This is a genomic window from Bacillus sp. FSL W8-0102, assembly GCF_038007225.1.
Taxonomy (GTDB): Bacteria; Bacillota; Bacilli; order Bacillales; family DSM-4216; genus Bacillus_O; species Bacillus_O smithii.
On record NZ_JBBOWT010000001.1, the window covers coordinates 3104227 to 3126899 of the forward strand.

The following is a 22673-nucleotide window of genomic DNA, read 5'->3' on the forward strand; positions in this document are numbered from 1 at the left end:
GGGTTCTTGTGATTCTGATAGAACCATCAGGATCTGGTTTCAATTCCTCATAGGTAAGATCTAAACTAAACACCCAACCCTAATATCATCTTGGCAATGCTTGTTTCAATTCCTCATAGGTAAGATCTAAACCAAAACATTACACCTCCTTCTTTAGACCTATTTCGAGTTTCAATTCCTCATAGGTAAGATCTAAACGTTATTATGGCCAATTTAAAAATGACATCGGAAATGAGTTTCAATTCCTCATAGGTAAGATCTAAACCGTCACTCACACTCCGAGCCATTTTCCCTCGGATCAGTTTCAATTCCTCATAGGTAAGATCTAAACTGGCAGCCATTTACGAGGCGCCTTGGCAAAAAGAAGTTTCAATTCCTCATAGGTAAGATCTAAACGCAGTCTTTCACGACCGTTTCCAAATTATTCTCGATGTTTCAATTCCTCATAGGTAAGATCTAAACATTCTTCCATTTCATATACATCTTGAATGCTTTCATGTTTCAATTCCTCATAGGTAAGATCTAAACTCGTAATATCATCAATCCCGTTAACCTGGGATGCTGGTTTCAATTCCTCATAGGTAAGATCTAAACAAGAGGATGTTTTCCATGCATTGAAATATTTCTTTTGTTTCAATTCCTCATAGGTAAGATCTAAACATGCCGCCTCAGTTCCCACCATCGCAGAAAGGTTCGCGTTTCAATTCCTCATAGGTAAGATCTAAACTTCCATCCCATTCATCCAGATCAACATATGATTCAGGTTTCAATTCCTCATAGGTAAGATCTAAACCTGTCGGTCCCTCCGATTTTACCAACAATGCAGTCTTTGTTTCAATTCCTCATAGGTAAGATCTAAACGCGATTCCGTATTCTTTGGCCAATTCGGCACGATTAGGTTTCAATTCCTCATAGGTAAGATCTAAACATAAATGTTAATGGCATTTGCAGTACCTGACTGCACGGGTTTCAATTCCTCATAGGTAAGATCTAAACAATCCACCCGTTTATAGCCCAAATTATGCATTTGCTGTTTCAATTCCTCATAGGTAAGATCTAAACCCAGTTGGCTTCGCTTTTAGCCTGGTCATTGCTTTGTTTCAATTCCTCATAGGTAAGATCTAAACATTAAGAAAACGGATTTGATGTATGAATATACGAAGTTTCAATTCCTCATAGGTAAGATCTAAACTCCTCCCTATGTTGTGCATTGGCAAAAAGATTTTTGTTTCAATTCCTCATAGGTAAGATCTAAACAAGGTCGTTTGCTTTTACTTGTTCTGCGTCACTGCTGTTTCAATTCCTCATAGGTAAGATCTAAACCCGGTAAATTCCGTTTGATGACCGGTACGTTTAAGAAGTTTCAATTCCTCATAGGTAAGATCTAAACTGTTGTGGACAAGCCGTGGTTGGCTGCCTACCCTGTGTTTCAATTCCTCATAGGTAAGATCTAAACTAAAAGGGCTCGGAATTCCTGTCTAGTCAAATTCCAGTTTCAATTCCTCATAGGTAAGATCTAAACCCCAAAAAATATTGCAGTTAAGGTAATTTTAACTAATATGCTTTTTTACAAACAACTTTTTTTAGTTAGATGAATAATCAAAATTCTTATGGTTTTCTTTCTTTTTCTTTCATTTTCTCTGTTTTTCTTACAAATATAAAATGTCGTCGATCCCCCGGGGTTTTTACATCTTAAAAGGTCGACGACAAATTTTAAAGGTTCTGTAAAAAAAGAGGAGACGAGTCCTCATTTATAAAATGAATTCGTCTCCTCCTTTTTTTAGTCCCATTTCTTCTCTTTTTGAATATTTTTGAGTTTGAAAAGAGTAAAAAATGACTGAATCTTCGTCCGGATCCATTAAAAGTTCCAATTCTTTTTTCAACTTTATATAGTTAGCCTTTGAAATTTCTCCTTCAAACACTGAGTTTTGAACCCAGTTCAAGTACTTTCTGCAAATTTTTAGCGCTTTTGCCACTCGATTCACTGAAAAATCGTACACTAAAATAACAAACATAGAGACACCTACCAAAGAGAATGATATGGTTCGTATTCCTTTTCTCCTAAAACGTGTTTTTGAATTTTATATAGTTCAAGTCGGATTAGCCTGCGGTAGGATACGGATTTACCAAGATGTCGGTGATTTACAGTCGTTCTCATTCTTTTATCCATTTCTTCGATAAACTTTTTTCGTCCTCTTTCAGACAATGTAATTTCATTTGTATGTTTGTCAAAATCGTTTTTAGTTAGCATCTTTTTATTTAGTAAAGTAAATATCAAACGATCAACCATTATAGGCTTGAAAATTTCAGCGACATCAAGATTTAAGCTGAAACGCCGAAAATTTGTTGAATGCAAATAGCCAATGCGAGGATCTAAATATGTTTTGTATATTTCGCTTAATACAGTTGTATAGCAAATCGAATTGCCAAAACTGATAAGCGCGTTCAACCTATTTTCGGGTGGACGCTTTGTCCTTTTTTCAAATACAAAGTCAGGATTTCCAATTATATAATCAAAAGCATGATAATACCGTTCCCTTGCATGACCCTCCACTGCCATTAATTCCTCTATACTACTTTTCCCAGAGAAAAGTTGTTGCTTGTCTTCTGTTAATTCCTGTATAAGCTCTATTAGATCCTCTTTTCTATCTTTTAAACGAGTTCGGTAATATTTTAAAACCTGTAACATTTGATCAATAGAACCATTAATAAAAATCCTTGCCAATCTCAATCTCTTTTCATAGTCTATATAGTGTTCAACTTGTTTTACGATGACATGACCAGCATTGTAGTGTTCTCTTGGATAAAACGTACCAATATAATATCCGAAATGATTAAAGTAATGGATGCAAATCTCCTTTTTAGCAGCAAATTCAAGAAAACGTTTAGAGACATCTACTTCACCAAAAATATAAATGTCATTAGTGTTTTCAACCGGAATATACTTTCTTCGCTCTTCAGACTCAAAATATAAACTATTGTCTTTTCTTCTCAATTCCCCATTTTGAAAAATATAAAGAGTTTTTTTCATATTGATTATCCCTCTGCCCAACAATATTCACGATAAGCACAGTTTCGACAATATGGTATTTTTTCTGGCTGTGGCGGAACAGGAAGTCTTGCAATTCTTCGTATGTCTTGTATGGCGTTCTCAATATTTTGAATTGCATTCTCGGTCAACTCTAATTCTTCTTTTTTCTTTTCTTCAGGAAAAAGCAGTTCTCCCTTAGCCTCAATTCCCATTTGTTTTAAAGTGTAAAGATAATAAAGCAGCTGGTTCCTTGAGCTCTCTAGAAACTTTGAAGACTTTTTCACTTCCTGTATGATAGTCTGTCCACCGCGTTTTTTTAATTTATCTATTTTAATGGAATCAACTTCAATTTCTTTCTTGTCTCTTTGATAACGATATTCGTGAATAAACCTTCCAATTTCTAAATTTTCATCTTCTTCATCTGGAGCAATTTGATGGATCATCAGCCACGTTTCTCTTTTACATATGAAATAGTACCAAATAAGGGTCCCTGTTACCGGCATTTCATAAATCACTTAGATCCCTCGCTAAATAATATTGTCAAATTCCTCAAACGGAACATGAAAACCAGTCCAGTCATCATATGATTCCGTATCCAACAATATCGGGACTTTTGCTTGAAGATAGTCCTCTTGGCTTGCTACTTTTAAAGCTTTTTCGACTGGTAGATTCAAAACATAATAATGAAATAAAATCATAAATTGTTTTCTTTCTTCAAAACTTAGATTCATCATAAACGATGTGTCTTGATATCTCTCATAGACAGCAAATGGATCATCAACTTGAAAATGTTCCATCAATTGCCGTACAGCCAAAGGAATCAAATCTACAAATTCAGAAGATTCCCACGGGATAAATATAGGTAGCCGTAAATAATCCTGCTGAAATGGGTGAAATACAGATAATTTTTTCCAATTACCTTCATAAGCATCTCTGATTACAGATAGAGCAGCTTCATATGTGTTTTGCTGAAACATTTTTTTGTAATATTCGTTGACAAGCGAGATAAGTTCGGACTCTTTCCATCTGTCTTTCTGTAGCAGTAACGAATCCGTAATTTGCTGAAGTGGTCTCGGATAAATCATTGACCGAGTATCTTTTTCACCTTCTCTGAAAAAAGGAAATACGGTAATTCGACCCAATTGTTCTTTCTCCAAATGCCGGTTTACACGACCAGCAGACTGGACAATAGATGGAAGGATGGGCAATGCTCTCGCTATATGCTGAAAACTGATATCGACACCAGCCTCCAATACTTGCGTAGAAATCACAAATAACGGGTCTGGATTTTCTTTTTTTAGGCTGTTTTGAATCATGTTCAACATGGCTTTTTTATGAACCGGTATCATCAACCCGTGTATGAAATAGGCTTGTGAATACTCTTCAAAATGTCGGTAAACGCGGAATGCATCTTCAATAGTATTCACGATAACAGCCTGGGTTGCATATTCCAAATTTTTGACCAGTTCAGCCACACTATTTTCGTCTTGTTCTTCCCTCTCAACGAACAGTTCGTATCGGTCATAGTCACCACTTCCCTTAATTTGAAGCGATATTGGCCGCTTTTCCATTCCTAAATGAAAAGGCGGCATCGTGGCAGACAAGAAAAAAACTTTTAAGTTTACTAGTTTTGCAAGAGCTTCGAGACTGCAAAGAAATAAATTCCAAACATCTGGGCTGAAAATTTGCGGTTCATCTATGATGACCACACTGCCTTTTATAAAAGAGCGCCTTAGAACATCTTGAGACCGGGCCGGTAGCAAGGCCTTCCAAAACTGCTGAAAGCTTGTACATACAATCGCGTGAGCCCAAGATTCCATGGCAAGTTGGCCATCACTTGCTCTCTGGACATCATTATTTAATACGGAGAGTGAATGATGTTCCAACGGCCTGATACCCATTGCATTTTCAATCACCTGGCTTGTCTGTTCCAAAATGGATAAATAGGGTGCAACATAGATCATTTTTCGGAAGCCTTGTTTTTCAATCAACCAACTTGCCGCTTTTAAAGCCGCCAATGTTTTTCCATATCCTGTCGGCATCTCGATCGTATAAAATGGTTGAGACGGATTTTGTTTGAGCTGCTCCATAATAGACTCTTGAGAGACTTTTCGAATTTTGGCTAATGGATGTTCGAAAAATTGTTGGCTGTATTGATCAATCTTCTTCAAAAAAGAATTCTCGAAACTAGAAAGAAACTGAGCAGAAACTGTTTTCACGTCAAAACGGTCGCTTGAAATCAAGCTTGTTGTGGTTTCCCGCCATTTCTGTAGCTGAATCATCAAAGCTAAGGGCTCCCAATAACTATATCCAATGTCAAGTGACTCTTCTGCCTCAACCAACCAATCTTCAGCCTCATTCAACCAGTCTTCCAGATGCTCCCTATCTATAGAAACGGTCTCAAGCTCTTGATACTGTTCGTGGAAAAATTTCTCAATCCCTTTTAAATCAAAGTGATCCCATTCATAAAGCTTCAACCACCTTTTATCATCAAGGGATTTTAAAGCACTATGATGGTCCGCTATATCCCTTATCAGCCATAGCCATTGGACCTTTAACTTTTCCCATTGATCCATTGAATGTATTAAGTGGAAACCTAAATACGAAAAAAAGAAGGCCCCGCAATCTGAGTGATTGGGGCCTTTCTTGATTTTCACATCCCGAATGTAGCTCTGCCACTCAGAGTGATTTTTGGCAACATCATGACATAAACCAGCCAAGCCGACTAATTTTACAAAATCAGCCTCTTCCCCTTCAAAAAACCGTTCAATGGAACTCCGCACATTCAGCAAATGATCGATTAACAAAGATTCCGGTCTGGCTAAGCTTTCTTGAAACGAAATTACACGAGGCACACCGATTCTCCTCCTACTATAGCTACTTTCATTTTATCAGCTATTTCTTCTTTCAATTGAAAAGCTATGCTTTGTCCATTTTTTTCATAAATATAAGAAAGAGATTTTTCGAAGTTCCGTTCTCCCAAGTAATCTTTCAAAAAACCTCCGGCACGGCTTAAATATCGATCCTCTTGAAAAATCAACTCTCCAATTAAATCAACCGGCACCACTGTTTTCGTCTCTACTTTTTCTCCAGGCGGAATTATGCTGACAGAATTTTCATAGAAAACAAATTTTGGAAAAGATAAAGCATAAGCTGTTCCCAAATAGGTAGGAAAAACGGATTGACCTTTTTCTAATTTATCTGCCAATTCTTCCACATATTCTTTCCCGACATAGTAAATCCGATAAGCAGGTTGAACAAGAAGTTCAATAGTAGTTGGGCGATTGAAAGCATTCCCACCATCTTTGATCATCGATAATTGCTGAGCAGAAGTCCGCACAGGGTTCAATAATTGAATGCCAACCTGATCGTTTGTCACAAAATCAGTAATCCCTAATATTGCTCCAACCATGCCTTTTGCTGCCGTTGGGGTAATAAAAGGATACGTTAAATGTGTCGCAGTTGTATCAGGCCTGCGAAAATGGGCAATAGTTCCTTTTACATCAAATACTACCGCTTTCATAGCAACACTTCCTACCATAAAGGCTGAAGAAAAGGTTGAATTTCTCCGTCCACTTGAAGAGAAGGATGAACCCAAATTCGACAGCGGGCTATTTTATCCTTGTACTTATCCAGTGTTTCCAGTAAATTTTGCACGTGCAATTGAATTTCCTTCACAGAAGAAGGTTGTTTTCCTTGGCTTATCCAAGCCTCTCCATCAGGACTTAAGGAAACTAAATCTTCTAAATAGCCAATTCGGAAGAAAGGATCATGGTATTCAACATGCAATAGAAAGAGTGGTTGCTGCTGTCCTCTGCCTCTTGCTTGACGATGCTGAGTTCCTTGCCATAGAGCCTTCAATAATAATTCTTGATCGTCTTGCGTCATCCCACTGATTTCCGAATTTTTTGCATTGATTACACCGGGCATAGCAAAAACCGCGAAGGGAACAATATAACTGGTCCAAATAGTCCCTTGTGTTTTTCCTTCCTCCCCATCTTTTACATCACTGCTTGGCATTACAACCGTTCCTTGCACATACTGACTATCAACGGGGTGCATGGAATGCGCCCAGCCAAATTGAACGGGACCAGTAAGGTTAAATTTTGGCTTTACTGAATAAACGATACCAAAAGTTCTGACATCAAAACTATGTTCAATTAAAACGGACTTCATGTCGTTTTTTGCTTCTTTTTCTTTTCCTACCGAGGAAGCAATGTATTCAGCAAGACTGCCCCGTCCTAACAACTTACCTTTCTCATTGATTCTTTCTTGAACAAAAATAAAATTCCTTTTGCTTTCTCCGCCTTCTGGCTCAGCATCCAAAACATAGTCACGAACATCCCGCTTAATGCTGACATCACTTAAAGAAATTCTGCCATCCTCTTCCGGAAAAATTCTTCTCACATCGCTGTCTTGCAAAGGATCCCGGTTTGGGATGCCATCTTTCACTGATTTTATAAATAGAAGTTCACCATTTCGAATTTCTCCCATCGGTTATTCCTCCTCTTTCTTTGGTTTTCTGTACATCAAAAATCCAGACCAAAAAGCTGTCATAAATAAATCCGTTTCTTTTTTTAGAAGCTGTTTTTGATCGGCATCAATGAAAGCTAACAAAGTTTTTGGCAGAACAGCAAAGAAATTACCTGCCAAATTCAATTCCCATTGTTCTTTTAATTCCTCGCAGCGCAGGAGTCCGTTTTTCCATACCATTGTCGGGGTCAGCTTGCTACCAAATTTCATTACTCGATGTTTCACAAATTCCCTACCTGTCTTCACTTGATATGAATTAGAAAATTGCTTCAGCAGCAATCCCGAAATGAAGCCAAGGTTCTCAATATTATGTACATCCTTAAGTTCGATCGTTCCCGACTGATATTGTTCGAGCAAATGATTCCAGTCGCTCACTGTTTTCACCTCTTTCTTTTCCTGTCTTATGGTTTCGCAATACCTTTTATAAAACTCAATAAACATATGGTGGAAAATGAGTTCATCCACCATCCCCCAATGGTCTTCTTTATTGGCTAATTCAGTTATTTTTTTGGCAGTCACCTTATACAAACGATCAAGCCTAATCGGCTCCCGATGAAAAACAGCCTGCATGCTACTCCAAATATAGCCCGGTCCATAGGCATTGGACAATAGAGAAGGTAGAGACTGGGTTCGATAAAAAGGTGTGTCCTGTTTTGTCTGGAACATTTTCCTAATCGTGACCAGTTCTTTTCTGTTCATATCATTTATAATTTCTTGGAGTTTTGAAGCCACAGAAGGAATAACATCCTCAATGACCATTCGTACATGCATATTTCCTCTAGAAAGATCGCCTGAATAATAAAGAAGCATAAGACGATGTTCGTTGCTTACTTTCGGAACTATTTTGGGAATGCCTGCTAAAATCTCCAGATGAAGATCGCTGTCTGTCAGACCTTCTTTTTTCAAGATTCGGCGATACTTTTCATAAAGTTGCTCTGAATCCCCATCTACTAGCGGCAAAACAAGAGGTACCCCAAAAATTGGCTCCAAACTTGTGACTCGCATATGCCTTTTCGCTTCTACGTTCATAATTGGGGCAAACATTTCTTTTAGAACGCTGTTTGTAATTGGTACAGTGATTTGCTTTAGAAACTGAGTGCCATACAAATAGGCTTCATAATTTTTCCTATCAATCTTGATTCCCCTAGTCCACTCATCTTTTTCCCAATAAATGGATCTTGGCATTTCCCAAGTGGGAGAAAGCCATAACCAAAAGCGATTATAAATAGACACTACTTCATCTTCTACTTGATTAGTAAAAGTAGAGACCGCATTTTTATCATAGCCGAGAGATTTGGCTTCAAGAAATTTGCTCTCCATAATTCCTTTTAATGCCTCATCTCCGTCCAAATACAACTGTTCTCCTGGAAACAGTTTGCTTTCGTCAATCCATAAGTATCGAGGGGATCTTTTTTGTTCTTTCATGGTAGTAAATGTATTCAATGAATGATCGTAAATATATAAAATGCCAAGCTGTTTTTGGTTGTTTACAAAATCAGCAAAATGTTTTGATAACTCATTAGCAACCAATTGAGAAACTTTTATAATTCTATCATCATCCATATCTTGATAAGGAACAGTTTTTTTCATGCGCGGGATGATGACTTCTTCAGCAAACGATTCAGGAGCATCCATATTTTTAATATGACGGTCATACATTAAATAGCAAGGAACCGGGTAAATCCCTTGCGCTAAAAGTGCATTACCGCCATTCGGATAGAAAATGGGAAAGGCACTATTTTGCCGAAGCCCAACATTTTCATTTCCCGTTAGCTGCAAAAAATGAAATGCCGTTTGTTCATCTTTGACTTCAACTAAAAAAATATGCTGAAAAAAATTTTTGCAATTTTCACTGTCAACATCCGTCAGCCAACGGATGCGCTGCTCATTTGGAAGATTACTTTCCGCAATCGGGCGACCTATCCGGATAATCGATTCAGCAAGCACTCTTCTCCCCCTTTTCTATAAAATTAGTTAATAATACCTAATAAGCCAAATTGCTTTTTAATTCTAAATAACAGAATAGTATAAATTTACCTAATTGTAAACGTTTATATAATAGATTTTTGTGACAAATTGAGCAACTTAACTGACTAGGCTCAATCAAATATTCGAACTTGGACGACATTGTGTAATGAAATTTAGTATTTACTGTTAATATATTAAGATTTCTTCACTGATCTCATTTGCTTAGGGAATTTCCCTTTTTTCCTTTGTTGTAGAACGATTCTATTTCGGGTGCAATTTCTTAAAAATGTGAGTAACGCAAAATAGACTCATTACGTCAACATTGTTTTGGTGAGGCCTCGTTTGTGAAAACGTCAAAAGCCATAAATGTGCTTGTTTTTGACTGTACACATTTTCCACTTTGGTCTTTTGACGTCAATATATTTCATTTTTTACTTCTGAAATAACCATTTTTTACCATTTGGTGATTAAGAGAATCGAATGATGCGTTCATCTTTTCCTTGCGAAAATGACGCCATGTCAGATGAAACAACAAGCCAAACTTCAAGGAGTTACGTTAATAAGAATGAAGGACTTGAAACATTCCAAATCCTTGGCTGTTTTTTGCTCCTAGCCCGACACTATACAAAAAGCGCAGCATGTCTGGGCTGGCCGATAATTCATATTCTCCGCTCCATGCAGTAATCAGTGTCTGCTTAAAACGTGTGACTACTTTATCACTCTCTTTGACACGAATCGGCCGAATGTTCACTTTTTTCTCTGCTTTTCCATCATTAAAAGCCTCGTATTTTTTGACGGAATTTTGGGATACAAGATGAGCAAATAGGAGATCTTCAGGACGAAAATAATGGGTAATCCGCTTTCCATCTTCCTTTTGATAGGTACTGTAAACTGTGATAGGAGAAATCATTTTTATACGAATACACGATTCCTCTATCGAACTCTCTTTTTCATAGTACAAATCTATTGTTTCCATTTTTTGACTACCAAACATCACTTCATCGTCAAACAAAAACCTTTGGCCAAGATATTGAATAAATTCGGGCAAAACGGATCCAATATACCAGGTCACCGGTCCGTGAAATTCGATTGTCCTATTATGTAAATGAATATTTTTACGACCAAACAAGCGACTAAACGTAAATAATTTAAACTGCCGCTTTTCATATTCATACCCTTCATCGTGAAGAAATGCTTGAAAATCCTTATCCCTGTTCAAAGAATGGTAAATAAATCCCTGCAAGATGGATTGGTAATGCAGCGGAAGCACTAATGTTCCATTCACAGGCGCCAATACTACTTTTATTCTCATTACTTTCTCTCCAATCCGGCTTTTCAAAAGACGAAATTACAAAATTCAAAAAAGCAACTCACTTATTTACTATAAATAAGCATAACAATATAAGCCTTCGCTATTTTTGCTATTTTAAAATTATTATAACAACATTCAACACTCACTTTAAAAATATTTTTATGACGAAACTATTAGTTAACCTCAATTGATTTTATAAATACTCTATTTGTAGTAGAAGATGTTTTTTACTTTTTGGATCGCCATTAACCCACAATAGACTAAAGCGCACAACAACATCCCGCATAGAATAGTTCCATTCCGATTTTCAATTCCTCGTAGGTAAGATCTAAACGGCAATCGCCAAATATACCTTGTCTCCGTTTGGCGGAATTTCAATTCCTCATAGGTAAGATCTAAACACAGTTAAACCTATACATGAATTGGCATACAGGAAAGGTTTCAATTCCTCATAGGTAAGATCTAAACGTTTCAAGAACAAAGATAACGGCCTTTTCTACCGGGTTTCAATTCCTCATAGGTAAGATCTAAACCAGTGGGTTGAGATTAAAAGAAGTTAATACTTGGTTGTTTCAATTCCTCATAGGTAAGATCTAAACTGAAATATTTGCACGTTTGTTTTGCTTTTGTTCCGGTTTCAATTCCTCATAGGTAAGATCTAAACCACAATGCACAAAAAGGTTTGCCTTTATCTTTTTATGTTTCAATTCCTCATAGGTAAGATCTAAACCTATTTTCACAGCGCCATCTCCTTTCGCAATTGTTTTGTTTCAATTCCTCATAGGTAAGATCTAAACGAAAAGGCGTGGGAAGCACGAAATAACGAAGAGGCGTTTCAATTCCTCATAGGTAAGATCTAAACTTTAGATACCAGCGAACCATTTGTTCACTCACTCTGTTTCAATTCCTCATAGGTAAGATCTAAACTTCTTCCATTGTGTTCAACGTATTATCGATATCAGTGTTTCAATTCCTCATAGGTAAGATCTAAACTTAGCTGCACCAGAACGGGTCATAACGTTATATCCAGTTTCAATTCCTCATAGGTAAGATCTAAACTGATGTATTCAGGCGAATGGGCTGCTACAAAGAGTGCGTTTCAATTCCTCATAGGTAAGATCTAAACACGATAACGTTCGACAAAAATATGACTAATGTACTAGTTTCAATTCCTCATAGGTAAGATCTAAACCTAGTTTTTCCATTTTTATTTCTCTATCAAACGTAAGTTTCAATTCCTCATAGGTAAGATCTAAACTTCAATTTCATCAAAGTGTAGATAATATTTTTCATTGTTTCAATTCCTCATAGGTAAGATCTAAACGTAAACGGTGTGTCGGGGTTTTCCAACGCTGCACTGTTTCAATTCCTCATAGGTAAGATCTAAACGGTATAAACAGTTGTGGAAGTTGTTTCTGCTGTACCTTGTTTCAATTCCTCATAGGTAAGATCTAAACGAAGCGTCCATTCCTTTTGACTTCATATAATCAATGTTTCAATTCCTCATAGGTAAGATCTAAACTAAATCCACCCGTTTATAGCCCAAATTATGCATTTGCTGTTTCAATTCCTCATAGGTAAGATCTAAACTAGGTTTACGAATGGTAAAGGCGCTTGGCAATGGTCGTTTCAATTCCTCATAGGTAAGATCTAAACCCGGTGATGTGATACGTGCTACGATCCGTTTCAGAGTTTCAATTCCTCATAGGTAAGATCTAAACCGCCTTCCGGTGTTTCCGCCCCCACATCTGCAGCAGGTTTCAATTCCTCATAGGTAAGATCTAAACTTCAAGTACGGATTTTAGAAGGCGATTTTTCCTTTGTTTCAATTCCTCATAGGTAAGATCTAAACTTTTTGCCCCTCCCGTTGGCGCGAATACTTTGTACTGTTTCAATTCCTCATAGGTAAGATCTAAACGGAGGCTTTTGACTTGGTTGCCAACCTTCATCTTTGTTTCAATTCCTCATAGGTAAGATCTAAACTTTTACACCCGATTTTTTGATTGTTTGATAAAAAGAGTTTCAATTCCTCATAGGTAAGATCTAAACCATTGGCAACGTTAACCGATGCAGCCGGATCCACAGTTTCAATTCCTCATAGGTAAGATCTAAACGGGGACCGGCGGCGGCCCTTCGTTTTCCACGCGGATGTTTCAATTCCTCATAGGTAAGATCTAAACAGGCCGATCCGATTCATAGAAAAGTTTTGTAAACCATGTTTCAATTCCTCATAGGTAAGATCTAAACTCAAAAGCCTCCAGCTGATTATTTCAACTGGTTTTTGTTTCAATTCCTCATAGGTAAGATCTAAACGGTTGATACCACATGGTATATCCACACACTCCACATTTGTTTCAATTCCTCATAGGTAAGATCTAAACACTATTCCCTCCTCAATCATTTTCGATTTCTGATTCATGTTTCAATTCCTCATAGGTAAGATCTAAACGGCTTGTTCCACTAACACTATCAAACAGTGCTGCAGGTTTCAATTCCTCATAGGTAAGATCTAAACCTTCAATTTCCCCTTTATCAATCAGAAATGCTTCATCAGTTTCAATTCCTCATAGGTAAGATCTAAACATTCTTCCATTTCATATACATCTTGAATGCTTTCATGTTTCAATTCCTCATAGGTAAGATCTAAACAAGCTAGGGAAAGTGTTCTTTTTCCTTGACTTGGAGGTTTCAATTCCTCATAGGTAAGATCTAAACCCCAATAAACATTGTGGTTAAGCCAATTGTAACAAATCGGTTTTGGATTGTAAATGTTCTCCTAAAGGAAAACAAAAAATGAAAAACCAAATACATTCTTAGTTTTTCTCTTTTTTTCTCTTGTTTTCTTTAAAATTCAGTTTGTCGTCGATCCCCCGGGTTTTGAGCAGCACTGAGGGTCGACGACAATGGTGTTTTTATTTTCTCTCTTTTTCTTTTTCCGTATTGATCCCATGTCCGTGCCCAACTTGGTTCATTTTTTAGTTCTACCCGGCTTGGTTCAATGTTGTAACCAAGAGGAAGAAAAAATTACCAAAAAACACACCTCTCTGCTATAATGAAAGCGGAACATTAACCGTCACTGCTCCATTTACGATGACAATAGAGGTATCTTCCGCTTTCTTTCCGTTTACCCAAATCTGTGTTGGTTCATCCGCTCCGTGGATTTTCAAAGTGAAGTTTTTCCAATGCGGCTTGTATCCTCCGTGGACTTCTTTCCAATCCACTTTGACGCTTTTTCCCTCTTTTTGCACACAAATGCTTTCTTCCCAATACTTTCCCTCTTGATACTGAAATGTTTCGCCGTCGTCTTCATAGATCGTTCCCGTAAAAGGCTCGGAATGAAGATAAATGTTTACTGTCAGCGTATCTGTTTTCTCGTAAGCTGATTTTTTTCCTTCTTCTTCCGGAATGATCGATCCCGCTTTCAAAAACAGCGGCAAAGTAGCAAGGTCCGCTTCCACCATTATATAAGTTCCGCCTTCGTATGTTTTGTTTGTCCAGTAGTCGTACCAAATCCCTTTTGGCAAATACACTACTCGGTGATACGTGCTTGGAAGCGTGATCGGAGCAACCAAAAGATGTTCTCCGACTAAAAATTGATCGAATAAATTCAACACATTCGGATCATCCGGATATTCCATCACCAATGGGCGCATCACCGGTACACCGGTCAAGTGAGCGTCGCGGAAAAGTGTGTAAAAGTAGGGAAACAGGCGATAACGAAGCTGAATATATGTTTTCACGATCAATTCGATTTCTTCTCCAAAAGCCCAAGGTTCTTGACGGACGGTATCAATATTGCTGTGGTTGCGGAAAAAAGGCATAAAGGCGCCAAGCTGAGTCCAGCGGGCTAACAGCTCTCCTGTTGCATCATGAGCAAAACCGCCGACATCCGAACCGGTCAAAGCTATCCCGGACATGCCAAGATTTAAGCACATCGGCATCGTCATTTGCAGATGCTCCCAAAAACTTCGGTTATCCCCTGTCCAAACGGCCGCATATCGTTGGATGCCCGAAAAACCGGCACGTGTAAGGACAAATGGGCGTTTGCCGTTTAACTGATTTTTCAATCCATTATACGTAGCTTCTCCCATAAATAAACCGTAGACGTTATGGAGTTCACGATGAGTTTTCGGGTTTCCGTCATTTTCATGGATGACTTTTAAGTCCATCGTCTTTGTTTCGTTGAAAACGGCCGGTTCGTTCATATCGTTCCAAATTCCTTCTATGCCGAGATCTGTGTAGAATGTTTGTTTTCTCCCCCACCACTTTCGCACTTTTTCTTGAGAAAAATCAGGAAATGCACTTTTTCCCGGCCACACATCGCCGAAATAAACATCGCCTTCTATATATTTACAAAATTGATCAAGGCGGATGCCTTCTTGGTATATCGGATATTCCGGATCTTCTTTCACCCCCGGGTCTACGATCGGCACGACTTGGATACCCGCTTTTTTCAAATCTTGAACCAGCTTTCTTGGGTTCGGAAAGCGCCTTTTGTCAAATGTGAATACGCGGTATTCGTCCATATAATGAATATCCAAATAGACAGCGTCAAGCGGAATTTCTTTCTCCCTAAAGGTATTGACGAGTTCACGAACTTCCGCTTCCGTTTTATAGCTGTAACGCGATTGATGGTAGCCAAGCGCCCATTTGGGAGGCAGTTCCATTCGTCCGGTCAAAGTGGTGTACTGGTCGAGCACATCTTTCGGGCTTGGTCCAGCCAGCAAGTAATAATCCAGTTCCCCGCCTTCTGCCCAAAAAGAATACTCGCTGCGGTTTGATTTCATATCAAAGACGGTTTTGAACGTATTATCGAAAAAAAGGCCATGCGCCTTTCCGTTGCGGATGGTCATAAAATAAGGAATCGACTGGTACATCGCATCAATTTCCGGATTGTGGGGAGCAAAAACATCCGTGTTCCACATCGTCATTTTTTCGCCGCGTTTATCCAAAAAACTTGTTTTTTCCCCAAAGCCGTAAAAATGATCGTTTTCTGCCATCTCTTTAAAACAAATGACCTCTCCTTTTACACCAAAGGCCATTCCTCGCCTGCCTTCCTTTACTAAAAAGCGGGAGTCGGAGCCATAAAAATGGATCCGTAAAGGATGGGGATGGACGGTAACAATTAGTTTACTGCTTCTTATAGTCACGATGCCTTCTCTTTCTTCCGCTTCCCATGATACCTTTTCCGGTGATTTCACGACCGCAAAACTTTGTTCCATTGTCGGTTCCTTCAGGGGATTCATCACTACTCGAGCGATATCGTCACGATAAAAACGGATATCGACAAAGCCGTTTTCACAATGAAATCGGACCGTTTCTCCGTCAGAGAACCATTTTTTCATCTTTCCAATATCGACAAATTCCTGCTTTTTGTCGTTTTTTTCATTTTCGGGATGAATCGCAAAGCTGGAATCTTCCATTTCCCATCCTCCTTCGACAACCTTCATGACTGTATAAAGATGATTTCTTTGTACTTTTATGATGAAAAAACCTTTTTATTCCTTTATTTTCCTCTTTTTATTGTTTTTCTTCCGTAATATAGCTGTAACGAAAAATAAACTAATCTGTAAATGGTTACAGCCTATTTTCTTGTTACAATGTCATCAAGAAAGAAAAAACGACAATATTTGACGGGGAGAAATCTATGAGGAAATACGCTATAATTTCAGTGGCACTTGCATTGATGTTGTCTGTTGGAAGTCTGTTTTCGGTAAAAGAAGCGGATGCTGCTTATTCGCCAACTGCCGTAGTGAGCATTGCCAAAAAATACATAGGTGTTCCTTACAAATATGGAGGCACGACACCAAGTGGATTCGATTGTTCGGGATTTATTTATTATACGCATAAGCGGGTCGGAAAAATTCTTCCTCGCACAGTGGCTCAATTGTACAAAAAGGGAAAATTTGTTTCCAAATCAAGTTTACGTCCAGGAGATCTAATCTTTTTCAGTACATATAAAAAAGGTCCTTCTCATGTTGCCCTTTACCTCGGAAAGCAACAATTCATTCATTCTGCCTCCAAAGGTGTGCGGATTGATCGATTAAGCAATCCTTATTGGAAGAAAGCTTATATCGCGGCAAAAAGATATTAATTTATCAAGCGGTCTCACCGCTTTTTTCTTTTGACTTTTTTCGTTGGTGAGATGAGAATTATTTTCCACAAAAACACGCTTTTCCAGAATTTTTCCGAATTTAAGGATGACAGCCAGGCAATCCCATTTAAAACGACTGAATACGTTCGAAATGAACATTTATTAACTTTTGAATGGAATTGAACCACCTCTCCCATACTCCGCATAATGTAGTTTGAATCGGGAATAATTTTGGTAAACCTTCTGAAAAGAGGTGAACCAATTGACGGATAAACGCTATACCGTTGCCGGTACCGATATTGAAGAAGTCAAAAGACTTAACGCTCAATCCGGCCTTACTTATAACGAGGCCAAACAGCTGTTAGCCGAAAAGATGAATCAATTGTCGACAGCCGATCAAAAGAACGAACTCTCTCATGAGAAAAAATAAACCTTCACTATATTTTATCTTCATTAAAAAGCATCTTCCCATTTCATTTTTGCCGGAAAACAGCAAGCAATGAGCTTGTCGGCTTTATGTCTCCTCCACTTCCTTTTCCTCTCTGCAAGCGAGAAAGATCATCGCCTGCTTGACGGACGAATATTCCCTAATGAAAAAAACAAAGATTTTTGGAAAAAGAAATACTTGTAAATTGAAAGTCATTAGCATGCTTTGCTAATGGCTTTTTTGAAGCAAAATTCCTTACCTAAGCAAGAATTCCAATTCAAAGACAATGATGGGCTCAGCTCGCTAAACATATTTCATATGACTAAGTTTTTTTAATTGGCTATCTTGTCCAAACACAGTGACAAGCTATTTCATAAATTATACTAACCAATCTGTTGGGGGGTGAAAGTATGTCTGGCTACGGAGCAAGCGGTTTTGCTTTGATTGTCGTGCTGTTCATCTTGTTGATTATCGTAGGCGCCTCTTTTGTAGGTGGCGGATACGGAGGCTATTAGATCACATTTTTGTAAAGGGAGGATGCTCATCCTCCCCTTTTACATAGCACCGTTTAAACGAATCCCTTCTTCTTTTATATAATTTTTCAATTGATCTAAGTCCTCATAAATCTCCTGAAGCAAACGTCGATTATAAAAAACGGCAGCGGGATGGTACAGCGGAAAAATCTTATATTTTCGATCTGTCCATACCATTTCGTTGCTATCCAACCTTTTTAATTTTTGCACCGGCGTGATCATCATTTTGCCATGAATCTTTTCCAGGTTTCCTTTCATCCCCGTTACTCTTTCCAACGCAATTTTCCCCAACGTAACAATAATTTTTGGCTGAATGGAACAGATGTTATAATCCAATAAAGGAGCATGGGCTAAAATTTCCTTTTGAGTCGGCGTCCTGTTATATTTCTTTACTATTATTTGTCCATCTTTCTCTTTCTTCACGACCTTATAAGGGCGGCTTCTAACAGCGCTGGTAATAAACACATCTTCACGTGAAATCCCCAAGTAATCTAAAAACTCGGATAATTGTTTTCCCGCTCGGCCGCTGAAAGGGATTCCGTTATGGATTTCCGTTTCCCCCGGAGCTTCGCCAACGAGCATAATCTCCGCCTTCTCCGGCCCCTGGCCATAAACAAAACCTTCACAAGGATATTTTTCGATTCTTTTTTGGCACTCTTTCACCAGCGATTCAGGATACATTCCTTGCTCCCCTTTCATGAACCGATGAATCGATTTCTGAATCTATACACAGATGCTTGTATCAGTATTCCTTTTTAAGGCATTGAACTTGTTACTGATTCAATAAGCAGCGAAAGAATTCCCAGAAATATCGTTATTGAAGTTGATATCAAATGAACCTTTTTTAATATTTCGAACGATTTTTCACGAGCATTTAATGATAAATAGAATCGGTGAACGATCAGCCCAAAAATAATGGAGCCACTCCAAACGATTAACCCGTCATATGTTACAAGTTTTCTCCAATCCACTATCCAAAAGTATAAAACAGTCGATTGGATTATTACTAAGAATACCGTGGATAGAAGCAATAAAATTCTTTTCAACATTGATTCTCCTATCGTTTTCCATAATCTCCTCTGAGAAGTGTCCACTAACAAAAGAAGAAGAGTGACACAAAAATTTCAGTGTAAAGAGTAAGTAAGAAAAAATCCGATGATGCTTGGAAGAGCTATAAGGATGATATTTTTAGAAGTGTCTATTCTCCAGTTTCTATCTTCCTTTGTTTCGGTTGCTGCGTTAGCACGAATTCTATCTCCACTTACTCCCAATCCGGATAGTACTACGGCTAATACGATCAAAAGGACAGAAACAATAAAAAAGATTCGGCTTACATTTAAATTGCTTACAGCACCTGTTATCCAAATGATAAGACTTACAATGATTCCTGTAATAAATGACTTAAGCATGTTTTATCTCTCCCATAACTTCTTTTCTTTATGAATCTAAACAACATTTAATGGAAAAGACATCCATCTCTTTTACCATCATCTTACCATGAAATCAGAATAAAAAGAAAAGGAGAACAGCACTTAGGCTATTCTCCTTTTCTTTTGCCTGGCAGCGTCCTACTCTCGCAAGGGGAATCCCCTCACTACCATCGGCGCTGAAGAGCTTAACTTCCGTGTTCGGGATGGGAACGGGTGTGACCTCTTCGCCATCGCCACCAGACGGTATGCAGTTGTCGGAACGATTGTTCCTTCAAAACTAGATAGAAGAAGCAGTTTCACCGATTTCGCGCTTTCTTTTGGTTAAGTCCTCGATCGATTAGTATCCGTCAGCTCCACGTGTCACCACGCTTCCACCTCGGACCTATCTACCTGATCATCTTTCAGGGATCTTACTTTCCGAAGAAATGGGAAATCTCATCTTGAGGGGGGCTTCATGCTTAGATGCTTTCAGCACTTATCCCTTCCGCACATAGCTACCCAGCGATGCCTCTGGCGAGACAACTGGTACACCAGCGGTGCGTCCATCCCGGTCCTCTCGTACTAAGGACAGCTCCTCTCAAATTTCCTGCGCCCGCGACGGATAGGGACCGAACTGTCTCACGACGTTCTGAACCCAGCTCGCGTACCGCTTTAATGGGCGAACAGCCCAACCCTTGGGACCGACTACAGCCCCAGGATGCGATGAGCCGACATCGAGGTGCCAAACCTCCCCGTCGATGTGGACTCTTGGGGGAGATAAGCCTGTTATCCCCGGGGTAGCTTTTATCCGTTGAGCGATGGCCCTTCCATACGGAACCACCGGATCACTAAGCCCGACTTTCGTCCCTGCTCGACTTGTAGGTCTCGCAGTCAAGCTCCCTTCTGCCTTTGCACTCTGCGAATGATTTCCAACCATTCTGAGGGAACCTTTGGGCGCCTCCGTTACCTTTTAGGAGGCGACCGCCCCAGTCAAACTGCCCACCTGACACTGTCTCCCACCCCGATCAGGGGTGCGGGTTAGAATTTCAGTACAGCCAGGGTAGTATCCCACCGGCGCCTCCACCGAAGCTGGCGCTCCGGTTTCCAAGGCTCCTACCTATCCTGTACAAGCTGTACCAAAATTCAATATCAGGCTGCAGTAAAGCTCCACGGGGTCTTTCCGTCCTGTCGCGGGTAACCTGCATCTTCACAGGTACTATAATTTCACCGAGTCTCTCGTTGAGACAGTGCCCAGATCGTTACGCCTTTCGTGCGGGTCAGAACTTACCTGACAAGGAATTTCGCTACCTTAGGACCGTTATAGTTACGGCCGCCGTTTACTGGGGCTTCGGTTCGCACCTTCAAGCAAAGCTTTAAGCGCTCCCCTTAACCTTCCAGCACCGGGCAGGCGTCAGCCCCTATACTTCGCCTTACGGCTTCGCAGAGACCTGTGTTTTTGCTAAACAGTCGCCTGGGCCTATTCACTGCGGCTTCTCGGGGCTATGCACCCCAAAAAGCACCCCTTCTCCCGAAGTTACGGGGTCATTTTGCCGAGTTCCTTAACGAGAGTTCTCTCGCACACCTTAGGATTCTCTCCTCGCCTACCTGTGTCGGTTTGCGGTACGGGCACCTTTTTCCTCGCTAGAGGCTTTTCTTGGCAGTGTGGAATCAGGAACTTCGGTACTATATTTCCCTCGCCGTCACAGCTTGAGGTGAATGGCAACGGGATTTGCCTCGCTGCCCCTCTCACTGCTTGGACGCACATCCAACAGTGCGCTTACCCTATCCTCCTGCGTCCCCCCATCGCTCAAACGGAAAAGAGGTGGTACAGGAATATCAACCTGTTGTCCATCGCCTACGCCTGTCGGCCTCGGCTTAGGTCCCGACTAACCCTGAGAGGACGAGCCTTCCTCAGGAAACCTTAGGCATTCGGTGGAAGGGATTCTCACCCTTCTTTCGCTACTCATACCGGCATTCTCACTTCTAAGCGCTCCACCAGTCCTTCCGGTCTGGCTTCTCTGCCCTTAGAACGCTCTCCTACCGCGGACACCCGAAGGTGTCCACCCGCAGCTTCGGTGATACGTTTAGCCCCGGTACATTTTCGGCGCAGAATCACTCGACCAGTGAGCTATTACGCACTCTTTAAATGGTGGCTGCTTCTAAGCCAACATCCTGGTTGTCTAAGCAATTCCACATCCTTTTCCACTTAACGTATACTTTGGGACCTTAGCTGGCGGTCTGGGCTGTTTCCCTTTTGACCACGGATCTTATCACTCGCAGTCTGACTCCCAAGGATAAGTCACTGGCATTCGGAGTTTGTCTGAATTCGGTAACCCGATGAGGGCCCCTAGTCCAAACAGTGCTCTACCTCCAAGACTCTTCCCTTGAGGCTAGCCCTAAAGCTATTTCGGAGAGAACCAGCTATCTCCAAGTTCGATTGGAATTTCACCCCTACCCACACCTCATCCCCGCACTTTTCAACGTGCGTGGGTTCGGGCCTCCAGTAAGTGTTACCTCACCTTCACCCTGGACATGGGTAGATCACCTGGTTTCGGGTCTGCGACCCCATACTCATGCGCCCTGTTCAGACTCGCTTTCGCTGCGGCTCCGTCTTTCCGACTTAACCTCGCATGAGATCGCAACTCGCCGGTTCATTCTACAAAAGGCACGCCATCACCCGTAAACGGGCTCTGACTACTTGTAGGCACACGGTTTCAGGTTCTCTTTCACTCCCCTCCCGGGGTGCTTTTCACCTTTCCCTCACGGTACTGGTTCACTATCGGTCACTAGGGAGTATTTAGCCTTGGGAGATGGTCCTCCCAGCTTCCGACGGGATTCCTCGTGTCCCGCCGTACTCAGGATCCACCAGGGAGGGAACGAAGTTTCGACTACAGGGTTGTTACCTTCTCTGACGGGCCTTTCCAGACCTCTTCGTCTACCTCGTTCCTTTGTGACTCCACAATTGGTGTCCTACAACCCCAGAAGGCAAGCCTTCTGGTTTGGGCTGTTCCCGTTTCGCTCGCCGCTACTCAGGGAATCGCTGTTGCTTTCTCTTCCTCCGGGTACTTAGATGTTTCAGTTCCCCGGGTTGCCTTCCTTACCCTATGGATTCAGGCAAGGATGCTGCCCCATTACGGGCAGCGGGTTTCCCCATTCGGAAATCTCCGGATCAACGCTTACGTACAGCTCCCCGGAGCTTTTCGGAGTTAGTCCCGTCCTTCATCGGCTCCTAGTGCCAAGGCATCCACCGTGCGCCCTTTCTAACTTAACCATGTTGGTTTTATCCTAGATGGCGATACTCGGTTTATGCTGCTTCTTTCTTCTATCTAGTTTTCAAGGAACAACTTGGAAGGATGAAATCCTTCA

Annotated in this window: 14 protein-coding genes, 2 rRNA genes and 2 CRISPR repeat arrays (1 of these 18 running past the window's edge); of the genes, 3 read left to right on the forward strand and 13 right to left on the reverse strand. The window is 40.3% G+C overall.

Annotated elements, in window-relative coordinates:
• Positions 1–1522: a CRISPR direct-repeat array (repeat unit 30 nt; unit sequence GTTTCAATTCCTCATAGGTAAGATCTAAAC) (it extends 5208 nt beyond the left edge of the window).
• Between the two features lie 229 nt (positions 1523–1751).
• The 9 genes from cas2 to N1I87_RS14800 all read right to left on the reverse strand — a co-directional run bounded on the left by cas2 (position 1752) and on the right by N1I87_RS14800 (position 16267).
• The gene (gene cas2 / locus N1I87_RS14760; RefSeq protein WP_341102566.1) at positions 1752–2015 is read right to left on the reverse strand and encodes a CRISPR-associated endonuclease Cas2; all 264 of its coding nucleotides are present in this window, start codon (positions 2013–2015) and stop codon (positions 1752–1754) included.
• Positions 2016–2023: 8 nt separating this feature from the next.
• The gene (gene cas1b, locus N1I87_RS14765) at positions 2024–3031 is read right to left on the reverse strand and encodes a type I-B CRISPR-associated endonuclease Cas1b (RefSeq protein ID WP_341102569.1); all 1008 of its coding nucleotides are present in this window, start codon (positions 3029–3031) and stop codon (positions 2024–2026) included.
• 5 nt (positions 3032–3036) lie between these two features.
• Complete coding sequence (gene cas4 / locus N1I87_RS14770; protein WP_341103432.1) at positions 3037–3534, reverse strand: CRISPR-associated protein Cas4; 498 nt, start codon at positions 3532–3534, stop codon at positions 3037–3039.
• A 24-nt stretch (positions 3535–3558) separates the two neighbouring features.
• A complete protein-coding gene (gene cas3, locus N1I87_RS14775) occupies positions 3559–5886 on the reverse strand; it encodes a CRISPR-associated helicase Cas3' (protein ID WP_341102571.1) in 2328 nt (775 codons plus the stop codon).
• Positions 5874–6554 carry a CRISPR-associated protein Cas5 gene (gene cas5 / locus N1I87_RS14780; protein ID WP_341102573.1) on the reverse strand — a complete coding sequence of 227 codons (681 nt, stop codon included), beginning with the start codon at positions 6552–6554 and terminating at the stop codon, positions 5874–5876. The genes cas3 and cas5 overlap by 13 nt, the downstream gene beginning before the upstream one ends.
• An 11-nt stretch (positions 6555–6565) precedes the next feature.
• Positions 6566–7525, reverse strand: a complete 960-nt coding sequence (locus N1I87_RS14785) for a type I CRISPR-associated protein Cas7 (RefSeq protein WP_341102575.1) — start codon at positions 7523–7525, stop codon at positions 6566–6568.
• Between the two features lie 3 nt (positions 7526–7528).
• A complete protein-coding gene (locus N1I87_RS14790) occupies positions 7529–9511 on the reverse strand; it encodes a hypothetical protein (RefSeq protein ID WP_341102577.1) in 1983 nt (660 codons plus the stop codon).
• A 577-nt stretch (positions 9512–10088) separates the two neighbouring features.
• On the reverse strand, positions 10089–10844 hold the full coding sequence (gene cas6, locus N1I87_RS14795) for a CRISPR-associated endoribonuclease Cas6 (protein ID WP_341102579.1): 756 nt from the start codon (positions 10842–10844) through the stop codon (positions 10089–10091).
• 304 nt (positions 10845–11148) lie between these two features.
• Positions 11149–13559: a CRISPR direct-repeat array (repeat unit 30 nt; unit sequence GTTTCAATTCCTCATAGGTAAGATCTAAAC).
• A gap of 332 nt (positions 13560–13891) precedes the next feature.
• Positions 13892–16267 (reverse strand): glycoside hydrolase family 31 protein, encoded by a 2376-nt coding sequence (locus tag N1I87_RS14800; protein WP_341102582.1) that lies wholly within the window; start codon positions 16265–16267, stop codon positions 13892–13894.
• Between the two features lie 224 nt (positions 16268–16491).
• On the opposite strand from N1I87_RS14800, the gene N1I87_RS14805 reads away from it, so the two are divergent.
• From N1I87_RS14805 to N1I87_RS14815, 3 genes are all read left to right on the forward strand, one after another.
• Positions 16492–16938: a C40 family peptidase gene (locus tag N1I87_RS14805; protein WP_341102585.1), complete on the forward strand. Its 447-nt coding sequence runs from the start codon at positions 16492–16494 to the stop codon at positions 16936–16938.
• Positions 16939–17200: 262 nt separating this feature from the next.
• On the forward strand, positions 17201–17368 hold the full coding sequence (locus N1I87_RS14810) for a hypothetical protein (protein ID WP_327797099.1): 168 nt from the start codon (positions 17201–17203) through the stop codon (positions 17366–17368).
• Between the two features lie 407 nt (positions 17369–17775).
• A complete protein-coding gene (locus N1I87_RS14815; protein WP_082142338.1) occupies positions 17776–17880 on the forward strand; it encodes a YjcZ family sporulation protein in 105 nt (34 codons plus the stop codon).
• A gap of 39 nt (positions 17881–17919) precedes the next feature.
• Here N1I87_RS14815 and N1I87_RS14820 read toward each other — a convergent pair whose 3' ends face one another.
• From N1I87_RS14820 to N1I87_RS14835, 4 genes are all read right to left on the reverse strand, one after another.
• Positions 17920–18579: a uracil-DNA glycosylase gene (locus N1I87_RS14820; protein ID WP_341102590.1), complete on the reverse strand. Its 660-nt coding sequence runs from the start codon at positions 18577–18579 to the stop codon at positions 17920–17922.
• A gap of 443 nt (positions 18580–19022) precedes the next feature.
• Positions 19023–19307 (reverse strand): DUF5316 family protein, encoded by a 285-nt coding sequence (locus tag N1I87_RS14825; protein ID WP_341102593.1) that lies wholly within the window; start codon positions 19305–19307, stop codon positions 19023–19025.
• Positions 19308–19453: 146 nt separating this feature from the next.
• Positions 19454–19569 (reverse strand): 5S ribosomal RNA (gene rrf / locus N1I87_RS14830).
• Positions 19570–19645: 76 nt separating this feature from the next.
• A 23S ribosomal RNA gene (locus N1I87_RS14835) occupies positions 19646–22578 on the reverse strand.
• Between the last annotated feature and the right edge of the window lie 95 nt (positions 22579–22673).